We start from the raw sequence: 22997 nt of genomic DNA on the forward strand, positions 1-22997 counted from the left end.
AATTTTATTGCTGCAGAATACGTTGCGCGTTTTAATTTCGTCATTTTTTCACCCAAATTTGTATGCTTATTAGCATAACATTTCTTTCTTAATGGGTGGCCAAAATTACTGTACCACTACACTTTGATTTCAGCGACAACTTATCTATGTAAGAATCGTTATATTGGGTTTGATCTTAGGATCTAGCCTTTAGAATCTAGGATCTTATTACATTTTCATGTTAGAATTTGCGCAATTTTTTGGCATAGCAAAGTAGCACAGTAATGATCTTAGATGATATTCGCATTGTTTTAGTTAACACATCACATTCCGGCAATATTGGTTCGGCGGCTCGCGCCATGAAAACCATGGGTTTATCAAAGCTTTATTTAGTTGATCCTGCCTGCGAAATCGATAGCCAAGCCAGTGCACTTGCTGCCGGTGCAACTGATGTTTTAGGTAACGCAGTTATTGTAGGTACTGTTGAAGAAGCTATTGCCGACTGTACATTAACGATTGGCACAAGCGCGCGCTCTCGTACGCTTTCATGGCCAATGGTTGAGCCACGTGAATGTGGTGAAAAGCTCGTTGCTGAAGCCGTAAATGGTCCTGTAGCTTTAGTATTTGGTCGTGAAAACAGTGGTTTAACTAATGAAGAATTACAGCTTTGTAATTACCATGTATGTATTCCTGCTAATCCAGAGTACAGCTCGCTTAATTTAGCAATGGCCGTACAAACGCTTAGTTACGAAACGCGTATGGCCTTTTTGAATCAACAACCTAAAAAGGTTGAAGAAGACGACGCAGTTTACCCAAGTTCAAAGCAAACAGAGCTGTTTTATGATCACCTTGAAGATACGCTTTTAAAAACCGGTTTTATCATCAAACAACACCCTGGTTTAGTTATGACTAAATTACGTCGTTTGTTCAACCGCGCCCACCCTGAAGATGCCGAAATGAATATTTTACGCGGTATTCTTACTTCAATTAATAAAGCTATCCCTAAGTAACTTAGGTATAGCTATTAGTTATAAAAACTAAAGGGTAAATAACTAGCTAATACTTGACTAAAATACTCAGGTAATTACAATGGCTGTAATACTTGACCAAAGAGGTCAGGTATTAAAAATTTGTTAACTCTACAATTTAAAAGTAAGAGTTTCTAAATCAAATTTTTATCAAGTGATAATACTTGACTAATTTACTCTGGTAATTAAAATTTGCACTCTTTTGTGCAGGGGGCGTTATGAAGTTAACATCAAAAGGCAGATATGCCGTTACAGCTATGCTGGATGTTGCACTACACACAGGTGTAGGTCCTGTAGCCCTTGCTGATATTTCACAAAGACAAGAAATTTCTTTGTCTTACCTTGAACAATTATTTGCTCGTTTACGTAAAAATGGCCTAGTAAGTTCTGTTCGTGGACCTGGTGGTGGTTATTTACTAGGACGTGAAGCGGGCGTTATCTCTGTTGGCGATATTATTAGCGCCGTAGACGAATCGGTCGATGCAACACGTTGCCAAGGTGCCGATACCGGCTGTCAGAGTGGTATGCGCTGTCTAACACATAACTTGTGGTCAGACTTAAGCGCACGCATAGAAGAATTTTTGAATAATATTACCCTTGCTGAATTGGTGGAAAAATCAGATGTGAAAGAAATAGCATCGCGCCAAGATAACAGTATCAATAATGCAATTAAGCAGTTGGAAAACATTCAAGTAAGCTGTCAACTTTAAGGTTGACCTGCAGCGGAGAGAGAAATGAAGTTACCGATTTATTTAGATTACGCAGCGACCACGCCTGTTGACGAACGTGTTGCTAAAGAAATGATGCAATGCCTAACAATGGACGGTAAGTTTGGTAATCCTGCGTCACGCTCACACCGTTTTGGTTGGCAAGCAGAAGAAGCTGTTGACCAAGCGCGTACAGATATTGCTGATTTAATTAATGCAGACCCACGTGAAATTGTTTTCACTTCGGGTGCAACTGAATCAAATAACCTTGCTATTAAAGGTGCAGCACAGTTTTACAAGAAAAAAGGTAAGCACGTAATTACCGCTAAAACTGAGCATAAAGCAGTAATCGACACATGTCGTGAGCTTGAGCGTCAAGGTTTTGAAGTAACATACATGGACGTTGAAGAAAACGGCCTACTTGATCTGCAAAAACTTGCCGACACAATGCGTGACGACACAGTACTTGTCAGCATCATGCACGTTAATAACGAGCTAGGTGTAATTCAAGATATCGCAACTATTGGCGAAATGTGTCGCGAACGTAAAATTATGTTCCACGTAGATGCAGCGCAAAGCGCGGGTAAAGTACTAATCGACGTGCAACAGCTTAAAGTTGATTTTATGTCGTTCTCTGCACATAAAGTGTATGGCCCTAAAGGTGTTGGTGCACTTTACGTTCGTCGTAAACCACGTGCTCGCCTTGAAGCGCAAATGCACGGTGGCGGACATGAACGTGGTATGCGTTCAGGTACTCTAGCTACTCACCAATTAGTGGGTATGGGTACTGCGTTTAAAATTGCTAAGCAAGACTTTGAAAAAGATCACGCACACATCAGCGCATTACGTAATCGTTTAATCGACGGCATTATGGCTGATATGGACGAAGTATACTTTAACGGCACACAAGACCAATCAGTACCTGGCATTGTAAACATCAGCTTTAACTTTGTTGAAGGTGAGTCGTTACTTATGGCAGTAAAAGACATTGCAGTATCGTCAGGTTCAGCCTGTACATCTGCAAGCTTAGAGCCTTCTTATGTATTACGTGCACTTGGCCGTAACGACGAATTAGCACACAGCTCAATTCGTTTTAGTATTGGTCGCTTTACTACCGAAGAAGAGATTGATTATACCGTCGAATTAATGAAAAACTCTATCGGTCGCCTACGTGAGATGTCTCCTTTATGGGAAATGCATCAAGAAGGTATTGATTTAGATTCAGTTGAATGGGCTCACCACTAATAGTGTGAGCACATACCCTAGCAGGTAATGAGGATAGAATAATGGCTTATAGTGATAAAGTAATCGACCACGTAGAAAACCCACGTAACGTAGGTACTCTAGATAAGAACGATCCGTCAGTGGCAACGGGTATGGTAGGCGCACCAGCATGTGGTGACGTAATGAAATTGCAAATCAAAGTATCTGCCACTGGCGTTATTGAAGATGCAAAATTCAAAACCTACGGTTGTGGTAGCGCAATTGCTTCATCTTCACTTGTAACAGAGTGGGTTAAAGGCAAAACGCTAGACGAAGCAGCAACAATTAAAAACACTGATATCAGTGCAGAGCTAGAATTACCACCAGTGAAAATTCACTGTTCAATTTTAGCCGAAGATGCAATTCAAGCAGCAATTGCAGACTACAAAAGCAAACAAGCGAAGTAAGAAGAGAAACTCATGGCAGTGACATTGACAGATGCGGCAGCAAACCGCGTACAATCATTTTTAGCAAACCGCGGTAAAGGTTTAGGCCTGCGCGTTGGCATTAAAACGACGGGCTGTTCAGGTCTTGCTTATGTACTTGAGTTTGTTGACGATTTAAACGAAGACGATGAAACTTTTGCGGCTAAAGGTGTCACATTAATTGTTGACGCTAAAAGCTTAGTCTACATCGATGGCACAGAGCTCGACTACACTAAAGAAGGCTTAAATGAAGGGTTTAAATTTAGAAACCCTAATCAAGCAGATGAGTGTGGTTGTGGCGAAAGCTTTACCGTTTAAGCTTTAAAGATCTTTGTAGTATAAATAAGCCCTGCCAGTTAATGTAGGGCTTTGTTATTTTTGAAATTAATTTCTGAATTTTATTGGTTGAAGTTATGCGCTATTTTGAGTTATTTGCAATACCAGTTGACTACAATATTGATTTGGTAACAGTTAATAAGCACTACTTAGAATTACAACGTACTGTGCATCCCGATCGCCACGCCAATGCGAGCAGTCGCGATAAGTTAATGGCTGTGCAAAGCGCCGCCGAAATTAACGATGCGCTACAAATATTAAAGCACCCAGTAAAGCGTGCTGAATATATGTTGAGCGAGCTAGGCGTTGATATTCGTGCAGAGCAGCAAACCTTGCAAGATCCAATGTTTTTAATGCAGCAAATGGAACTTCGCGAAGAGCTTGAAGAGTTAGCATCGTCGAGCGATCCTGATACTGCGATTGCAAATTTTGAAAAACAAATTAAGCAACTAAACGCGCAGTACAGTGCACAACTTGCCGAGCAACTAGCAAGTAACGATGAGCAGCAATATCAACTTGCCGCAGACAATATTCGTAAACTGAAATTTGTTTATAAATTACGTGACGAACTAGAGCGCATTGAAGACAGTTTATTTGACGATTAATTACTTGCTGCAAAGCGAGCAACACGAGTTTAAAGAGCATTATGGCATTATTGCAAATTGCTGAGCCGGGGCAGAGCGCGGCACCACACGAACATAAACTAGCTATTGGTATTGACCTTGGTACAACTAATTCATTGGTTGCAACAGTACAAAGTGGCGAAGCCCGCACGTTAACTGATGATCTTGGCGCGGCTATGTTACCGTCGGTTGTTCGTTATCAAGCAGGCGGTATTACTGTTGGCGCAGAGGCTGCACAAGCCGCAACGCAAGACCCTGCTAATACACTTATTTCGGTTAAGCGTTTTTTAGGTAAAACTCAGGCTGAAATAGAGAAAAGTTATGGGCAACTACCGTATGAGTTCTGTGAGCACAATGGTGCGCTAGCAATAGAAACTGCGGCAGGTAAAATCAGTCCAATTAAAGCATCAAGCCATATTTTAGCTGCATTAAAAGCACGAGCTGAGCAAAGTTTTGGCAACCAAGAAATTTTAGGGGCTGTAATCACAGTACCAGCGTACTTTGATGACGCACAGCGCCAAAGTACTAAAGATGCCGCAGAGCTGGCTGGTATTAACGTACTACGTTTATTAAATGAGCCAACAGCAGCAGCCGTTGCTTATGGTTTAGATTCTGGCCAAGAAGGTATTATTGCTGTTTACGATTTAGGCGGTGGTACATTTGATATATCAGTACTTAGATTACACCAAGGTGTATTTGAAGTAATGGCAACTGGCGGCGACTCAAGTCTCGGTGGTGATGACTTTGACTCACTACTTGTTGATTACTTTAAGCAGCAAACTGGTGTGTCAGCGTTGTCACCTTCAGTTTTACGTTTATTCATCAATAAAGCAAAAGCGTGTAAAGAAGCATTAAGCCAATACGCTAAAGTAAACGTGGGTCTTGAGTTTGACGATAAAAAATACACAGTAGAAGTAACACGCGAAACGTTTGATGAAATGGCTATGCCTCTCGTTAAAAAAACACTGCGTTCGTGTCGTCGTGCTGTAAAAGATGCTGGCATAGAAAACGACGAAGTACTGCAAGTTATTATGGTAGGCGGTTCAACCCGTATGCCACTGGTACGTAGCCAAGTACAAAGCTTTTTTGATAAAGAGCCGCTAACTTCAATCGACCCTGATCGTGTTGTAGCCCTAGGTGCTGCGCTTCAAGCCGACGTGTTAATTGGCAATAAGCCCGATTCTGACATGCTATTGCTTGATGTATTACCGTTATCGCTAGGCCTTGAAACTATGGGTGGTTTGGTTGAAAAAATCATTCCGCGTAATACAACAATTCCGGTAGCACGCGCGCAAGAATTTACGACGTTTAAAGACGGCCAAACAGCTATGTCATTACATGTGCTGCAAGGTGAGCGTGAGCTTGTTGATGATTGTCGATCGCTTGCTAAGTTTAGCTTAAAAGGTATTCCACCAATGGCGGCAGGTGCTGCGCATATTCGTGTAACCTTTAAAGTTGATGCTGATGGCCTATTAAGTGTTTCAGCTATGGAAAAATCAACAGGCGTACAAGCTGAAATTCAAGTTAAGCCTTCGTTTGGTTTATCTGACGACCAAGTAGCTAACATGCTAAAAGAGTCAATGAGCAACGCTAAAGGCGACATGCAAGCACGTATGCTTAAAGAGCAACAAGTAGAAGCGTTACGCGTAATAGAAGCGCTTAATGCATCACTTGCAGCCGATGCTGCATTACTTGACGATATGCAACTTGCTAACTTACGCGCTGAAATTGCAGAACTGGTAAAAGTGCGCGAAAATGCACAAGAGCCTGGCGAAATTAAAGCAGCTATCGAAAAAGTCGATAATGCGAGTAGCGACTTTGCATCGCGTAGAATGGATGCATCAATTAAAAAGGCCCTTACAGGGCAGTCAGTAGACAACATTTAAGAGAGATTAGAATGCCACAAATTGTTTTTCTTCCACATCCTGAATTATGTCCTGACGGCGCTGCAATTGAAGCCCCTGCAGGCCAAACAGTACTCGACGCTGCACTTAAAAATGGCATTAGTATTGCACATGCCTGCGAAAAGTCGTGTGCATGTACTACGTGTCATTTAGTGATTCGTGAAGGATTTGATTCACTACAAGAGAGTGATGAGCTAGAAGATGACATGCTAGATAAAGCATGGGGTTTAGAGCCTGAGTCACGCCTTGGTTGCCAAGCAATTATAAGAGATGAAGACCTAGTGGTTGAAATACCTAAGTACAATCTCAATATCGTTAATGAAGAGCACTAGTTTTTAACGATGTATTTTTAAAAGCCGCTGTTTGATACAGCGGCTTTTTTGTTTCAAAAAACCATTCATAAACATGTAGCAGCGACTTTATGTCGCGTTTTTTAAATCTCAAACGTTTTAAGCTAAATTTTACTAATTTTAGGTTTTATCTCAAAAATGATTACGTATTTTTCAGATTATATAAACGCGGGGTAAACCCGCTGCTACGGGTTGAACCTAACCCCTAAAATTTATTTCGGAGGTGTATTTTGAGTAATCTTATTTTTTCTGACTCATTTATTAACGGCGAATTTTATAAAACTGATACGCGCTTTAGCGTTAACGATCCCGCGACCGAAAAAAGTATCGTAGATGTAAGTGACATAGACGAGCAAGGCGTAAATAATGCAATAACCGCCGCACAAGGTGCCTTTGTAAAACTAAAAACGGCGAATGCAACGCAGCGAAGCGAAACGTTAATGCGCTGGTATGAGCTAGTTATAAAGCACAAGCAAACACTTGCAGAGCTAATGACTAAAGAGCAAGGCAAACCACTTAAAGAATCCCTTGGTGAAATTGATTACGGTGCAGGTTTTATCAAATGGTTTGCAGAAGAAGCCAAACGTAGTTACGGAGATGTAATTCCGCCAACAGATGACTCGCATCGTTTAACTAGCTTTAAGCAGCCTGTCGGTGTTGTAGCTGGTATTACGCCGTGGAACTTCCCTGTTGCTATGGTTACTCGTAAAGTAGCTCCAGCTTACGCTGCGGGCTGTAGCTTTATACTTAAACCTTCTGAACATACGCCACTATGCGCTATCGCACTTGCTTATTTGGCCGATCAAGCTGGTTTTGTTAAAGGTGCATTTAATGTACTGGTTTCACAAGATGCCAAAACAGTAGGTAAAATGCTGACTGACTCAGAAGTCGTGCGTAAGTTTACATTTACCGGCTCTACCGGTGTAGGTAAGCAGTTGCTATCTCAATGTGCAGACACAATTAAACGCACCTCGATGGAGCTTGGCGGCAATGCGCCTTTTATCATTTTTGATAATGCAGATTTAGATGAAGCTGTAGAAGGGCTAATGGCGGCTAAATTTAGAAATAGTGGGCAGGCATGTGTTGCTGCAAACCGTATCTTTATACAGCGTAATATTCTCGACAAAGTACTGTCAAAAATCACGCCTAAGGTTGCAGCGCTAAAAGTGGCAAATGGTTTTGAAGACGATGTTGATATTGGCCCACTCATTTACCCTAAAGCCAAAGATAAAGTACAACAGTTAGTACAAGACGCACTCGATAAAGGTGCTACGTTGATTGGCGATAATAGTGACTTAGGTGGCAGCTTTCAAAACCCATTAATAGTAAACAACGTAACGACAGAGATGGATATTTACCACGAAGAAGTATTTGGTCCAGTATTAACGGTTATTCCTTTTGATGAAGAAAGTGAAGTGCTTGCACTTGCTAACGATGTACCATTTGGTCTGGCAGCCTACTTTTACAGCCAAAATATTAAGCAAATTTACCGAATTAGTGAAGGGCTTGAATTTGGTATGGTAGGTGTAAACGAAGGTGTTATATCAAACCCAGTAGCGCCTTTCGGTGGCGTTAAACAATCTGGTTTGGGCCGAGAAGGTGGGCATCAAGGGCTGGATGAGTACCTAGAAGAAAAATACGTTTGTATTAAAATATAACGGCAGTTAAGTATACGAGCGCGAATTTACTTCGCGCTTTTTTATGACGTTAATATGGCAGATATATGAACTTTACCTTTTACTGTTGCTACCCAAAGCGCTAAATGCTACCTTTGGGAACATATTTTTTGTTAATAAAACAACATAAAAAAACAAATAAAAAGTAAAAGGATTTCTATAAGTAGAAATAACCCCGTGTGTAAATGCCACCGTAAGGTGGCATTTTTTTGTTTGGATAGGTATAGGCTGTAATAAGCGCATTTTGAATAAAGGCATGGCTTATAGGTGCTAACTTATAGGTGTGTAACCGGGTAAGTTATCAAAATCTATCTCATCTAGCTGCTCTGGGTTAGCATATTCATTGATATAATTTTTATAGACTTGCGACTCAATAAAAATAGCAAAAATGTCAGCATCAAGATGGTTTTTAGCAACCATTGACCCTAAAATAAATAAACACTCACTGACCGGTTTTGCTTTTTTGTAGGGCCTGTCTACCGCAGATAGCGCTTCAAAAATATCCGTAATAGCCATTAACCTTGCAGGCACCGACATTTGCTCTTTGGTTAAACCTCTTGGGTAACCAGTACCGTCAAGTTTTTCATGATGACCTAAAGCATATTCAGTCACATTGCTTAAGTGTTTAGGGAACGGCAGGGCATCTAAAATATTTTTAGTTACATCCATATGACGTTTCATTACTTCACGTTCGGCTTCGGTTAACGTGCCTCTTCGTATTGTTAAGTTTTCAACTTCATCAGCTGAGAGCAATGGTGTATTAATATCATTTATAACGAGTTGGTATTTGTTTGCAATGCGTTCAATGTGCTCAAGTTCTGCATCACCTAAAAACTCGCCCCCTACATTCACACGCTGTAATAATGCACGGTCTAATGCCAACTGTTTAAGCTCGGTATCAAGTAGGCGTTCAAATTGTTGAACCTCGATAGGTTTTTGCAGCTTCATCGCACAGATGATTTTTTGCTGATACGCTATTTTTAAATCTCGGCTAATTATTTCAAATTTAGCATCTACATATTTTATTCGATCAAAAATAGTTTCTAGTTTTGTCGACTTTTCCATAATGTGATCGGGAGTCGCGATTTTCCCACAGTCATGTAACCAGCCTGCTATATCAAGTTCATGCCGGTCGGCCTCACTCATCGAAAATGAAGCCAAAGGGCCTTTATTTATATCATGTACGGCATCAGCTAGCATTAACGTGAGTGCTGGCACTCGTTTACAATGGCCACCGGTATGAGGAGACTTTTCATCTATTGCCATCGCAATTGTTTCAGCAAAGGTCGAAAAAAGATCTTCCATTCCCTTAATTAGTGTTGAGTTAGTTAGTGAAATAGCGCCTAAAGAGGCAAAAGATCGAATTAGAGTGACAAGCTCTTCACTAAAAGGAATGTTTTTATTTTGCGCATCTTTTACATTTATAAGCTGGATTACACCAATAATGTCATCTTCATGATCTTTTAAAGGAATTGTTAGCATGGACTCAGAACGATAACCCGTGCGTGCGTCCATTTTGCGAGCTGCGCTCATATCAAAAGGCAGGGCATCATACACGTCAGGAATGTTAATCACTTCGCCAGAATTTGCAGAGTGGGCAACAATAGCGGTTTCGTTTGGTTTGCCATCAATAAAAAGATCTATATTAGGAAAATCTACAGGGCTCCCTAAAGTGCCACCTAAATAAAGATTTAATGACTTATTTATTACCGTTTCAAACTTGAGTTGTTTGTTTGGGGTAATAGAGTAAATGCTGCCAGCATCAGAATTTGCTATCGACATCACAACTTGCAGTATTTCATCAAGTAACTTAGACGAGTTTTTTTCTGTTGTTAGCCTAATACTAATATCGATAAAATGCTGAAGGTTTGTTTTGTCTTTAATGTGCTGTCGCATATGTTTACTACTTTTTAGTATGTTTGAAGGCACCATTCCAATCCTTAGCTAGTGTTTGCAAATCAGTGCCCTTAATACGTTCGATAAAAATGGTATAAACGTCAGAGCTAAATACGGTCGTGTTGTGTAGTTCTTTAAATAAGCTAAGCGCTTGTGGCCAGTTTTTATTATAAAAAAGCGTCATGGCCTGCTGTGATTTTTTAACTTCATTTAACTGTTCTTCATCGAGCTTATCTGTAAAATTTATAGGCTCAAACAACAGTACAGCCGTTGTTTTTCCGACAACTTGCACTTTATCTATTAAACGAAATGAAATATGAGGGCATTCCTTCATCGTTTCTTCTGTAACAAGAATAGCTACGCCATAAAATTTGGTCAAGCTTTCTACTCTAGCACCTAAATTAACAGTATCACCAAGAACTGTATAGGCTTTACGGTAAACCGAACCCATATCACCTACATTCATATCGCCAGTACTTAAACCGATACCAATTTTTATTGCAGGCTGATTGTTTTCTGCAAATAACTGATTTACTTGCGTTAACCCGTTAATCATACCCATTGCGGCTTCAACACCATGGCGAGCGTGGTTTTCATCTTTTAGTGGAGCATTCCAAAATGCCATCACCATATCGCCTACGTACTTATCAATAGTTCCGTTATGATCAAATATGATTTTGGTAATAGCCGTAAGATATTCGTTTAAATATTCACTTAACTGATGAGGCGACATACTTTCTGATACTGAAGTGAAACTACGAATGTCGGCAAACAACACCGTCATATTTTTTCGCTCACTTTTTTGAGATAAACTTTTGCCCTGTAGTATCATCTGATTTATACGCTCAGGAGGCATATATTGGTCAAACATAGATTTTATTTTTCGGCTATGTTTCATTTCAGCGATAGAACCAACAATGATGTAATAACCCGCTAATATAATGATGAGTAAAAGGGGCATTAATAAAGATAAACTAATTTTTTGCACTGACCATAAATAAACGTTTAAAAATATAACGACACTTGTGACTGTAAGAGACAAAATTATAATAAAACGTGCGCTCTTACCGTGGCTAAAAAACGACAGTACGCTACCCGTTAATGCAATGATGAGTAAACTTGCTCCCAGTGACCAATTAGGTTTAGATGGCAGTAGCTCTGGGTGCATTAATCCTTCAAATATATTGGCATGAACCTCCACACCGGGATACTGTAAACCAACAGGTGTTGATCTTAAATCAGCGAGTCCAATTGCCGATGTGCCAATAAAGGCTACTGTGCCTTCTAATTCCTCTAAACCAATTTTTTTGGTCAAAATATCGGTAGCCGAATAATAAGGGAAGCTATGTGCACGCCCTTTGTAAGGAATTAATATTTGCCCATATTCATCAGTTTGAATCCACTTATCTTGAAACTTTATACCTTCGAATAAGGTTATACCATCTAATATATTGGAACGGGTTTCTATGTTTTCAGCAAGGGTATAAAGTCGAGCAACTTCAAGTGCTAAAGAAGGGTAGAGCTTATTGCCAACTCGATTTATAAGAGCTGCTTTACGTATAAAGCCATCTTCATCGCTATGTGCATTGATAAAACCGGTGCCCGTTGTAGCATTTTGTAACTGAGGGATATTTACAATAGCACCAGGAAACTGGTTTATCTGTGAATTAGTATGATCCGCATTTGCCCACACAACACTGCTTTTAGCTGGCAGGTTTTGATTAGTGAGTTGTTCATCAATTAATAAAAAACCAAGAACAGTATCATTTTTAGATAATGCGCTTGCTAGTTTTGTGTCTGCATCGACTTGTTTAGTAATTTCAGCAAAGGGGATGGTGTACTTTTTTGATAAATCAGGAATTTCAGACATAATTTTTGTAACAGGGTTTTCTTCCTGTTCAGAAAAAAATATATCGAATGCAATAACAATAACACCTGCATCAGTAAGCTTTGTAACAAGGTCGGCTACTTTTGAGCGACTCCAAGGAAAGCGTCCTTGTTCTTGCATGCTCTTTTCATCGATATCAATTATTACAACGGTTTCATCAATACGCCTAGGCGTCTCTGAAAGTGTTAGTAACAACCGAGAGTCGTATATTATACCTTCTACGCGGTTCACTAACTTTGCAAGCGACCCAGTTGAAAATAGCTCTATTGATGCAATTAATAATGTAATAACAGCGCCAATGAAAAAGTGCTTTGAAGTAATTGGTTTTAAGGAGCTAATGAGTAACGCTCCTTGATAGACTAAAAATCAAAAACTCGTCCTTCTCGGCCGCACTCTATTTTTACCTGTTGAGCGTACTGCGTGTGTAAATATTTTTCTATAGCCAATAACTGTTCATCGGTTCTTGATGGATCGTGGCTAATAATAACCACATTTTTAATACTCGCTTTTATAGCAAGCTCAGCCACCTGATCTATGGTGCTATGCCCCCAACCATGTTTAAGAGGCAAGTCTGCATCTATAAATTGAGCATCATGAATTAGTAAATCAGCGCCTTCAATAAAGTTGACCCATTCGCTAATACTTGTGTTTGCTTTTTCTGGCGGATTTAGCTCATTGTCGGTAACGTAAGCCACCTTTTTTTCATCTGCTTTAATACAATAAGCAGTACCACCACCAGGGTGATTTAGTGGAGCAGTCGAAACCAAAAAATCATTAAGTGTAAATTGCTTTTGAGACGATAAATCAGTATTAAGCGTAATGCTGGCAGGTAAATCTTGATAACACACCGGAAAGTACGAACCACTCATTTGCTTTAATATGGCATCTTGGCTTTTTTTATCATCAACGTTACCCACAGTAATAGTTATATCGCGGTTGGGTTGGTAAATAGGTTTAAAAAAAGGAAACCCTTGAATATGGTCCCAATGGTTATGCGTTAGCAAAATATTGATAGGACTTTGTGTTTCTAGTAAACGTGTACCGAGCTCTACAATACCGGTACCAGAGTCTAAAATGAGATCTTTGCCATTATTTTGTTCGATGTACACACATGAGGTATTTCCTCCAAAAATGTGTGTATTACTTCCTGCTGAAGCCATTGAGCCTCTAACACCAAAAAATTCAACTTTCATAATTTAAGGCTAAGCTCCATCTTCTACAAAATTGAATTTAGAAATACTAACATTGTTAGAGTTAGTGTCATTACAGGTGCTGCTTACAACAACTTGGGTGTCATTTTGTAAGATGATTGAAGTAAATACATGTGTACTGGTACATTGGCTTGCTTCATAAAATCCGGCACCACTGGCTCCAAACGTATTATCTAAAGTACCGTCAGTTAAAATACGCGCTAACATTCCTTTATTGTTAGCCATGCCGGCTAAAATAAGTTGATTGCTACTATCGAGCGCTGCACCACTTAGCTCAGTGTTACCGCTTGACGCCAAAGTATATTCACCGACACCATTTACGGCAAAGCTAGTATCAAGCGCACCCGTAACGAGCAACCTAATAACATTGGCTTTATTTGGCGAATCAATAAGGTTTGCTATTAAATATAACTTACCCGTTGTGTCAGTTAAAATCTGCGCTATTTTATTGTTGGTATCTGTGGTTTCTTCACCTACATATTTAAAGACTTCAGTACCATTTGAGCTTAACTTCAATGCGATTAGCTTTGAAGTGCCACTTAATACTGCCTTACCGCCAATGAAAATATCCGCATTGTCGGTATGTACACGGTTATAGTACTCAAAAGCTGAGCCTATGATACTTCCGCCAGTGCCAAAGTTAGGCTCAAGGGTACCTTCTGGCGTCAACATTATAACGATTGGGCTAGGAGTGCCACTTATTACGATTGACCCAACAGTAATAATGTTACCGCTATTATCAAGTGCAATACCTGTCAGGTTTACCAATTCTGCGCCACTGACAGAGGTTGTGTATACACCGTCTGTTGCAAATGAAGTGTCTAAATTACCAGACTGATCAACTTTAGCTACAAAGCCCGCTTCACCATTTTCACTATTTTTAGAGCCTGTAATAACTAAATTGCCGTCGCTTTGCTCGGTTAAAGCGACGCGCGACTTACTCAAATCTATGGCAATTTCTTTATGGCCACTTTCGCTAAAGCTAGTATCGATATCACCCGCACTCGTAAAGCGTGTTAGTACTAACTTAGTAATTGAGTCCGATTTAGCCGTTGATGCAAGAATATACTTACCGGCATGAGGGTCATTGCTAAGTTGTAAAACGTGCATTGATTCGTCGTTTGTCGCATCTACTAAATTATTAAGGGTAAAGTAACCATTCGTTTCAAAGTTACTAAATAATGTGGCTTGACTGTCTATTGCTGCAATAAACGGTTTTGTATTTGAATCATCATTAACACCAGCTACCCAAAGAGTGTAATTAGAGTCGATAGCTAAAGTGTTGGCAAATTGCTTACCACTTATACCATCAATTATATTAATGCCGGAGGTGCCATAGGCACTATCTAAAGTACCTTCATTATTAATCCGTGCTGAAAATAATTTTTCTGAGGCTGATACGCCAGTCGTCCCCGACAAACTAATGCCATTGTTACTAGGCTCGTGTTTAATACCTGTAATTTTAGCGCCGCCATTACCATTTCCACCATTTCCACCATTACCATCAATATCATAAATTGCTATACCAGCATCACCAAAGGTGGTGATTAGTTCCCCATTTTTATTAATAGCTAATATTACAGTTTCTTTTTCACCGCTGTTTCTTGTTACATATCCACCTGCAAAGGCAGTAAATTCAGAATCAACAACTCCGCCTACAGCAAAAAGTTCGTCGTCTTTATCATTATCAGATATATCAATTGTTAGTGCTGCGCCACCATTAAAGTTATTGTCATTATCGCCATCAGATTTTAAATAACGAAGTAGAGAGTCTTTTGTTCCCTCTGCATTGGTAACACTCCCAACCACTAAGTAATCTGAATCATCAAAGTTCTTAACTGCAAAGCCTTCATCATCTCGATTAGCGCCGCTAACATCGACAATAGCTGGAGTAGAGTTCTCAAAATCTAGATCTGATTTTTTATAATGTATCCATAGACTATCGTTTTGAGTGCCATCAAAGCGTTTACCTACAGCCAGTATTTTATCGTCATCAATTTCAAGGTCATTAATAACAAGAGTACTCGCTTGTGAAGTACAGCGAACTCCTGAATCATTCTCACCAGAGTCAGTACTTACAACGCCAGCAGTATTCATTTCCAATAAGCAGGCTTCAGTATTTGTGCCGTCAAAACTAGAATAAGCAATAAAGAGATCTGTACCGTCAGAAATAATAGCTGTGGCTTCTTCATCATCATCTAAATCTAATATTTTTATTCCATTACTATTAAAAGCATTATTTGTTATGCCAGCGTTGGTGTAAGACACAACAATAATATCTTTATCGTCGCCATCAACAAAACCAACAAAATAAAGGTTGCCATTAAGCTCAATACTGTCTTTAAACTCACCTCCAGAAAAAATGTTTGAAAGATCAAGCTCACCTGTAATCAGGCGGCCAAATGTCACATCTTCAGTTGGAATAAGAAGCTCAATTTCATCAGTAATATTAACGGTTATGTTAACGTTTGAACTTTCATTAGGTGTGCCATCATCAGTTATAGTGACATTTAAGATATATTGATTAGTTGTTTCAAAATCAAATGGGCTTTCACCTGCGGTTGATAAAACACCAGAGCTACTATTAATTTTAAATAAAGCAGTGTTACCGCCAGTTAAACTATAAGTTAAAGTCTGGTTCTCAATATCTGACGCGCTAACAGTCCCTATGATGTCGCCATCGGTAGCATTTTCATTAATACTAAAACTTTGAACCGATGCTACAGGTGCATCGTTAACACCAGTTACGGTAATGGCCACTGTGGCTGTATTGGTTCCGCCATTATTATCACTAATCGTATAAGTTATCGTGGCAAGTCCATTGGTATTGGCTTCAGGCGTATATTGAATTTGATTGCCAACCACTGAGACCGAGCCAATATCAGCTGAGGCTGAAGAGATCACCAAGCTGTCTCCATCAGAGTCAGTATCATTTGCTAATACGTTTATCAGTATTGGTGCTGCATCTTCAGCCATGGTCGCGGTATCGTTATTGGCAACAGGTGCATCATTCACGGCAGTTATCGTAATAGCGAGCGTGGCAGTATTCGTTCCACCATTATTATCACTAACAGTATAGGTAACTGTTGCTAAGCCGTTGCTATCGGCTGCCGGTGTGTATTGAATTTGATTGCCAACTACTGAGACTGAGCCAATATCAGCTGATGCTGCACTGATCGCCAGGCTGTCGCCATCTACATCTGAGTCATTTTCTAATACGTTTATCAGTATTGGCGCTGCATTTTCAGCCATAGTAGCGGTATCGTTATTGGCAACAGGTACATCATTCACGGCAGTTATCGTAATAGCGACCGTGGCAGTATTTGTTCCACCATTATTATCACTAGCGGTATAAGTAACTGTTGCTAAGCCATTGCTATCAGCTGCCGGTGTGTATTGAATTTGATTGCCAACTACTGAGGCTGAGCCAATATCAGCTGAGACTGCACTGATCACCAGGCTGTCGCCGTCTTCATCTGAGTCATTGGCTAATACGTTTATCAGTATTGGCGCTGCATCTTCAGCCATAGTAGCAGTATCGTTATTGGCAACAGGTGTATCGTTCACTGCAGTTATAGTAATAGTGACCGTGGTATTATCTGTTTCACCATTATTATCACTAACGGTATAAGTAACTGTTGCTAAGCCATTGCTGTCGGCTGCCGGTGTATATTGAATTTGATTGCCAACTACTGAGACCGAACCCGTATCTGCCGAGGCAGCACTGATAGTGAGGCTATCGCCATCCACGTCTGAGTCATTTGCCAATACGTTTATTAGTATTGGCGCTGCATCTTCAGCCATGGTAGCCGAATCGGCGTTTGCTATTGGGGCATCGTTTACGGAGTTAATAGTGATAGTTAACGTTGTTGTACTGGTACCACCGCTGCTATCGCTTACAGTATAAGTAACTGTTGCTACGCCGTTGTCGTCGGCTGCCGGTGTATATTGAATTTGATTGCCAACCACTGCGACTGAACCAGTATTTGCCGAGGCAGCACTGATAGTGAGGCTATCACCATCCACGTCAGAGTCATTTGCCAATACGTTTATTAGTATTGGCGCTGCATCTTCATCTACTGTCGCTGAGTCTGCGTTTGCAATAGGAGTATCGTTTACAGGAGTAATAATTATTGATAAGTTTGTAGTTGCAGTACCGCCATTACCATCACTTATTGTGTAGCTAATAATTGCTGTTCCATTTGTATTAGCAGCAGGCGTGTATTGGATTTTATTATCAACAACAGATGCAGAACCTATATCTGCAGTAGCAGCTGTTATTGTAAGAGTATCGCCATCAATGTCGGAGTCGTTAGCTAGTACGTTAACTAATAACGCAGGAGCATCTTCGTTCATCGTTGCTGAATCAGTAGTTGCAGTAGGGGCATCATTAACGGGTGTCACGGTAATCGTCACACTTGCTGTTCTGTCGTTTATACCTTCATTACCAGTACTATAGCCATCCGTAATGGTGTAAGTTAGTACTATCTCACCTGAAAAGTTTGCTGGTGGAGTAAACTGTATTTTTCCGGCGACAATAGTCGCTTCTCCAGCAATATCTTCTATGTTCGAAATACTAATCGTATCGCCATCTGCATCAGTGTCGTTAGCTAGCACGTCTAATAAAGATGCAGAGCTGTCTTCGTCTAACGTAAATTGATCGTTATTGGCTTCTGGAAAAGTATTAACGCCGCTTTCACTTAATGTTACTTGAGCTGTTGCAGTTAAGCCTTGCTCATTTGAAATTGAATAAGTAAAGCTATCTACACCAATAAAACCTAAGTCTGGCTGGTAGGTAAATGAGCCATCAACTTTTAATATAAGCTCGCCATTTTGAGTTGCATTGATTGCCGTGGTGTTAACTGATAAATCGCCAGCCTCAATATTAAAATCGTTAATTAATAAGCCATTTTGTACTGTTACTTCAAATAGTTTATTTTTACTAAATTGATAGGCATCATTTTGTGCGACAGGGCTATCGGGTTCGCTGTTTATTACTAAAGTTACTGTGGCTGTAGAGGTTGCACCTAATGAGTCTATAGCTTGATATCGAAATTGATCAACACCATTAAAATTAGCATCCGGCACATAACTAAAGCTGCCATCAATTGCTAATAATAGTTGGCCATGTGTTGGTGCCACAATAAATGTTTCATCAACTGAAAAACTGTCATTATTTGGGTCAGTATCGTTACTAAGCACACCATTGGCTGCTGTAACCACAAGTGTTTCATCTTCGCTTAAACTATAGCTATCATTTTTTGTTACAGGGGCTACGTTAGTGTTTGAGCTTACAATAGTTACATTTGCAATAGCCTGAGCACCTTGTGCATCAACAACTCTATACTGAAAGCTGTCTTGGCCTTGCATGTTCTGCTCGCCTTGGTATTCAAAGCTACCATTATCAAAAAGGGTTAATTGTCCTCTTGTCGGTTCGCTAACAGGCGTTGTATCAACAGTTAAGTTATCTAAATCAATATCGCTATCGTTAATAAGTAAGCCAGGCGATAGGACAACTAAGGTTCCATTGTTTGTAATGTTATAAGTATTATCAAGCGCAATAGGGGCGTCGTTAACAGCTAAAATGGTTATCTCTACAACTGCGGTATCTGTCATACCTAGCTCGTTAGCAACTTGATAGCTAAAGGCATCTTCACCATTAAAGTTTGCAATAGGGATATAAGTAAAATCCCCATTTTCATTTATATCAATGGTGCCATGCTGCGGTAGAATTAATGCATCTGCATTTACACGTAAATCGCCACTGTATTGATTCGTATCATTTGTTAGAACGTTGCCTTGCAGAGTTTGATCTTCATTTATCTGAAACTGATCGGCATTAGCTTCTGGTGCAAATGCAAGCTCTCCACCCACTGGTGCTATGTTTATTATATTAGCAAAGCCACTTTCACCACTGCCATCAATACCGGTAATAAGTACTTGATAACTTTTATCTGTAAGTGACTCGGTAATGCTTAATGCAGTATCTTGAATACTTAAAAATTGTTGCCCGTTTTCTAATTCATTAATATTAGTAGATGAAACTCCAGCTTGAGTTGCAATATAAACGTTATAACGATTAAGTTCGGGGTTTGCTTGCCACGAAAGATTAATATTATCTTCGTCTCGCTGAGCTGTAACACCTTCAATTTGATATGGTTGCCAGTTAAAAGTAATTGCATCAGCAAGGACTTGATTATTTAAAGTGTCAGTTATCCATATTTCTAGGCGTATCTCTCCTGGAGTTACGCCATAAAGTGCAGGGCTGAGGCCTATAATTGATTTTTCGTAGTCAAAACCACAATCAGAAGAACACAGTGATATGCTTTTATTAACACTAGGGAGCACTAAATTAACTTCAGCAATGCCATCAGTATCCGAAGCTTCAAGTAAAAAAGAAACGTTGCCTTGCACAGTTTCGTTTGTTTGTGAAAAAACAATATTAGCGCGTGTATTAGCTATGCTTGATCCAACTACTCCTCTACTTGAAGTGACAGCACCTAAAACTTTTGTATTCTTGGTTTGATTGCTCGCTATAACACCAGCCAAATTTATATAGCTAGTCACCGTTGGCGGTACTACTTCAGCCGTAGGTGATTGTATTGTCTCTTGAGCAGGGCTTTCTTCTGAGCCTCCACAGGCACTTAACAAAAACACCATAGAACCAAGCAAAAATATATTTTTTGCTGTCATTTTAAATACTCCATAATAAAAGCTTTGTATCCAATGTGTTTATGGTTCTAATTTAAAAGAACCGCTAGCATTTACATCAGGATTATTTATTTCGTTAAGATTAAAGTTGCCAGTAATATTGTCTAAGTCATTCAAAAATATTGCATCAACATCGCCCTCGGCTTTATTGTTGCCATGGGATGCAAATGTAACGGCTAAGTCAAGTTCGCTTAAATTTATTAAACCGCTGTAAGCCGCATACCAATTTCCGCCCGCGTCATTAAAACTAATTTCGCCATCAGGCACTGTGCCATTATCAAAATCAACAGCCATAGTCATAGCAAAGTCAGTAACAGCACCCACACTCGAATTTACATTAAAGCTTGATGCTTCATAGTTAAATACACCTTGGCGCTGAGCTATTTGATCGACTAAAGATGCGCTGCTAACTGTTTGAAATTGTTGTTCAGAATATATATCCATAGTATCTGTATCTGCTTCAAAAGCATTTACTTCAACTTCAGTTACAGATGCTTGTTCAGTCTCTTCTTCGTTGTCATCTTTAGGGTCGATCGTTACTATATTTTGATCAAACACACGTGCCGCACGCGTCGTTTTTAATACTTCACCAGAGGCTGTAATTTGTGCAAACGAAAATGCCTCGTTATCACCCAAAGAAACCACACTATTATTTTCGAGTGTTAGATCTATTGCGCCATCCCATACAGCTAAAAACACATTGCCTTCAACGAGCTGAACTTCAAAATGTGTTCCACGTATACCAATAGAGCCAACGGGGGTTTTTACACTATAAGAGCCGCCATTTTTTTTAATCACACCCGAAATAGAGCGCAAACCACCTTTAAGTAACTCAATAGAAGCAGAACCTTGTTGGGTATTATCATCAAATTCATAGTTAGCAATATTTAGTTCTGAATTTTCTTTTAAAGCGATTAAACCACCATCCGACATTGAAAATTGCGCTTTGCTTTTCTCTCCAGTCGTAATGCGATCTACACCAAAAACGGTATCTCTGCGCTGCAACTGCCGTTGTTGTTCAGAGCTTCCATCAACCGCTAGTACAGAGCCTCGCGCTAAAATAGTTTTACCAGCGGGATCATTTGCTTGTGTATAAAAACTTACACAAAGTAAAGTGGTAATTACAGGGAGTAAATGTTTCATAAATACCTTAAATTAAAATGAGTAAGAAGCGCTTAAATTGATATCTAAACGGTCATATTCGAATAAAGAAATATTACTGGATTTATCTTGATAGTTGGCAGCCAACTGTATTGCTAAATCACGATTAACTAAGTAGCGAACAGAAGTTGAGAACATAAAGAGGTTATCGGCACGTTCTTGTAAAAATAAAGGGTGATCATCTTTATAATTAATCCATTGGTATCCAGCAAGAGATAACAACTGCCAATGTTGAGCCAACTGAGTGTTCACTTGGTAGTACAAGCTAGTAATATTTCGGCTATTAAATTCGCCTTGAGTAATATCGGCTTTTTCGTTTTTGGCGTTAACGCTTAAACTTTGAAACCATTGCTTAGTTGCATAGCTAGCTCCTGCATTTAATGCATAAAACGAATTATCGAGCTTTTCATCAAACCTATTATTCAAAACACCAGCAGTCGCAGAGCTAAATAAATTAACTTGTTTATTCAACTTATAATTAGCACCTGCTGTTAAAGCTGATTCAGTACGATAAAGATCGCCATCAAGCAGTAATGGAGTCGTCGATACTTGTGCAAACCAACTTATGTCATTTTGTTTATATTGATAAGCAGCATTAATGTGCGCGTTTATACGATCGTATTGGCTGAGTTCTGCAAACTTGTACCACCCAGTATTAACACTCAAAGTGATTAAACTCTTTTGATCTATAGGGTGGGAGTACTTTCCTCTATAATTTAGTCGCGCATAGTTGTCTTGCGTACTTTTACTTTCTGGCGATAATAAAAATTCACCAAGGTTAGGAATTATAATTGTATCTTCTGCCGTACCCGCATTTACGTTGCCATCAACGCCAAGGGCAAGCTCAATATTTTGCTTATAAGAACGCCTAGCTTCTTGTTTTTTAAGTGTGGTTGCATCAAATAACGACTGTGCTGAAGACTTTATGTTATTAGGTGTATTAGGTGAGTTAATCAGTATTAAAGCTTGAGTATCGGCAGCAGGTAAATTATTAACGGTTAAATAAGCACGAACTAAGTACAAGCGAGCTTCATACCATCTAGGGTTGTTTTCAACCACGCGTTCAAAGGCAAATACAGCTGGCGCCGCATTTCCTGTTTTAAGCGCAGAGACCCCTAGTAAAAAATCGTATACGGGTTCACCCAGGTACTGGTATTCACTATTACTTTTTTGATAAGCCTGAGTATATTTTTTTTCAGAAACTAATTTTTGAAGTTCAATCAGTAGCTTATTATATTCATCATTGCTTTGAGCCAATGAGTTAAAGCTCATTACAGCTAAACAACTACACAGTAAATTTCTTAAAACCTGTTTAATCATGCTTAATTTTATATCCCAGTAGAAGTTTGATGTTTTGTATAAAAAGAGATGTATGTACTAGAAATTTAGCACTTTTTGTACTTAAGTACAGCCAATGTAATCACATTGGTTAAATAAATGTTATTTAATTTAGGCTAAACAATTGTTTAATAAATCTTCAAATTAAACTTATTAAAACAGAAGAGGTTGCTGATAAACTGCTTTAGCTTAAAATAGTAATTAATTTGGATAACAAAGGTTAAATATGCTGTATAGGATATAAAAAGATAATTTAGGGAGATTATTGAAATATAAATAAAGGGTATTACTAGGAGAAAAAGTGGGGCGATTGACGGGGCTTGAACCCGCGACAACCGGAATCACAATCCGGGGCTCTACCAACTGAGCTACAACCGCCACTACACACACCATGTTTGGTGTGGCGCGCATAATACATAAAATATTAAATGTTGTGAAGCCCAAAAGTGAAATAAATTAAAATAATTTAAACTATGCAAATGTAATCAGCATTGGGCAATT

15 protein-coding genes and 1 tRNA gene are annotated in these 22997 nt (G+C 39.4%); 9 read left to right on the forward strand and 7 right to left on the reverse strand.

What is annotated here, in order from left to right; all coding sequences use genetic code 11:
- Window positions 1–263: 263 nt before the first annotated feature.
- The 9 genes from trmJ (at window position 264) to I6F49_RS10325 (ending at window position 8273) form a co-directional block, all read left to right on the forward strand.
- Entirely contained in the window at window positions 264–989 is a 726-nt protein-coding gene (trmJ, locus tag I6F49_RS10285; RefSeq protein WP_197180264.1) for a tRNA (cytosine(32)/uridine(32)-2'-O)-methyltransferase TrmJ, read from the forward strand.
- A gap of 236 nt (window positions 990–1225) precedes the next feature.
- The gene (gene iscR / locus I6F49_RS10290) at window positions 1226–1717 is read left to right on the forward strand and encodes a Fe-S cluster assembly transcriptional regulator IscR (protein ID WP_002958424.1); all 492 of its coding nucleotides are present in this window, start codon (window positions 1226–1228) and stop codon (window positions 1715–1717) included.
- 24 nt (window positions 1718–1741) lie between these two features.
- Complete coding sequence (locus tag I6F49_RS10295) at window positions 1742–2959, forward strand: IscS subfamily cysteine desulfurase (RefSeq protein WP_002958425.1); 1218 nt, start codon at window positions 1742–1744, stop codon at window positions 2957–2959.
- Between the two features lie 41 nt (window positions 2960–3000).
- Window positions 3001–3384, forward strand: a complete 384-nt coding sequence (gene iscU / locus I6F49_RS10300; protein ID WP_002958426.1) for a Fe-S cluster assembly scaffold IscU — start codon at window positions 3001–3003, stop codon at window positions 3382–3384.
- A 12-nt stretch (window positions 3385–3396) separates the two neighbouring features.
- Window positions 3397–3720, forward strand: coding sequence for an iron-sulfur cluster assembly protein IscA (gene iscA / locus I6F49_RS10305; protein ID WP_007377674.1), 324 nt, complete (start codon window positions 3397–3399; stop codon window positions 3718–3720).
- Between the two features lie 95 nt (window positions 3721–3815).
- Window positions 3816–4343 (forward strand): co-chaperone HscB, encoded by a 528-nt coding sequence (gene hscB / locus I6F49_RS10310; RefSeq protein ID WP_166419763.1) that lies wholly within the window; start codon window positions 3816–3818, stop codon window positions 4341–4343.
- A gap of 41 nt (window positions 4344–4384) precedes the next feature.
- The gene (gene hscA, locus I6F49_RS10315) at window positions 4385–6247 is read left to right on the forward strand and encodes a Fe-S protein assembly chaperone HscA (RefSeq protein ID WP_166419764.1); all 1863 of its coding nucleotides are present in this window, start codon (window positions 4385–4387) and stop codon (window positions 6245–6247) included.
- Between the two features lie 11 nt (window positions 6248–6258).
- Entirely contained in the window at window positions 6259–6597 is a 339-nt protein-coding gene (fdx, locus tag I6F49_RS10320) for an ISC system 2Fe-2S type ferredoxin (RefSeq protein WP_165735300.1), read from the forward strand.
- 248 nt (window positions 6598–6845) lie between these two features.
- Complete coding sequence (locus I6F49_RS10325; protein ID WP_166419765.1) at window positions 6846–8273, forward strand: NAD-dependent succinate-semialdehyde dehydrogenase; 1428 nt, start codon at window positions 6846–6848, stop codon at window positions 8271–8273.
- A gap of 288 nt (window positions 8274–8561) precedes the next feature.
- Here the strand turns inward: I6F49_RS10325 and I6F49_RS10330 are convergent, their stop codons facing one another.
- The 7 genes from I6F49_RS10330 to I6F49_RS10360 all read right to left on the reverse strand — a co-directional run bounded on the left by I6F49_RS10330 (window position 8562) and on the right by I6F49_RS10360 (window position 22874).
- Entirely contained in the window at window positions 8562–10223 is a 1662-nt protein-coding gene (locus I6F49_RS10330) for an HD domain-containing phosphohydrolase (RefSeq protein WP_121953548.1), read from the reverse strand.
- Window positions 10195–12306 carry a CHASE2 domain-containing protein gene (locus I6F49_RS20570; protein ID WP_331460629.1) on the reverse strand — a complete coding sequence of 704 codons (2112 nt, stop codon included), beginning with the start codon at window positions 12304–12306 and terminating at the stop codon, window positions 10195–10197. The genes I6F49_RS10330 and I6F49_RS20570 overlap by 29 nt, the downstream gene beginning before the upstream one ends.
- Window positions 12307–12434: 128 nt before the next feature.
- Entirely contained in the window at window positions 12435–13268 is an 834-nt protein-coding gene (locus tag I6F49_RS10340; protein WP_024593754.1) for an MBL fold metallo-hydrolase, read from the reverse strand.
- A gap of 9 nt (window positions 13269–13277) precedes the next feature.
- Window positions 13278–19979 (reverse strand): Ig-like domain-containing protein, encoded by a 6702-nt coding sequence (locus tag I6F49_RS10345; RefSeq protein ID WP_197180266.1) that lies wholly within the window; start codon window positions 19977–19979, stop codon window positions 13278–13280.
- A 39-nt stretch (window positions 19980–20018) separates the two neighbouring features.
- Window positions 20019–21140: a FecR family protein gene (locus I6F49_RS10350; protein ID WP_165728148.1), complete on the reverse strand. Its 1122-nt coding sequence runs from the start codon at window positions 21138–21140 to the stop codon at window positions 20019–20021.
- A 12-nt stretch (window positions 21141–21152) separates the two neighbouring features.
- Entirely contained in the window at window positions 21153–22478 is a 1326-nt protein-coding gene (locus I6F49_RS10355) for a surface lipoprotein assembly modifier (protein ID WP_197180268.1), read from the reverse strand.
- 320 nt (window positions 22479–22798) lie between these two features.
- Window positions 22799–22874 (reverse strand) — tRNA-His (locus I6F49_RS10360).
- Between the last annotated feature and the right edge of the window lie 123 nt (window positions 22875–22997).

The organism is Pseudoalteromonas sp. SWN166 (assembly GCF_015864485.1).
Lineage (GTDB): Bacteria > Pseudomonadota > Gammaproteobacteria > Enterobacterales > Alteromonadaceae > Pseudoalteromonas.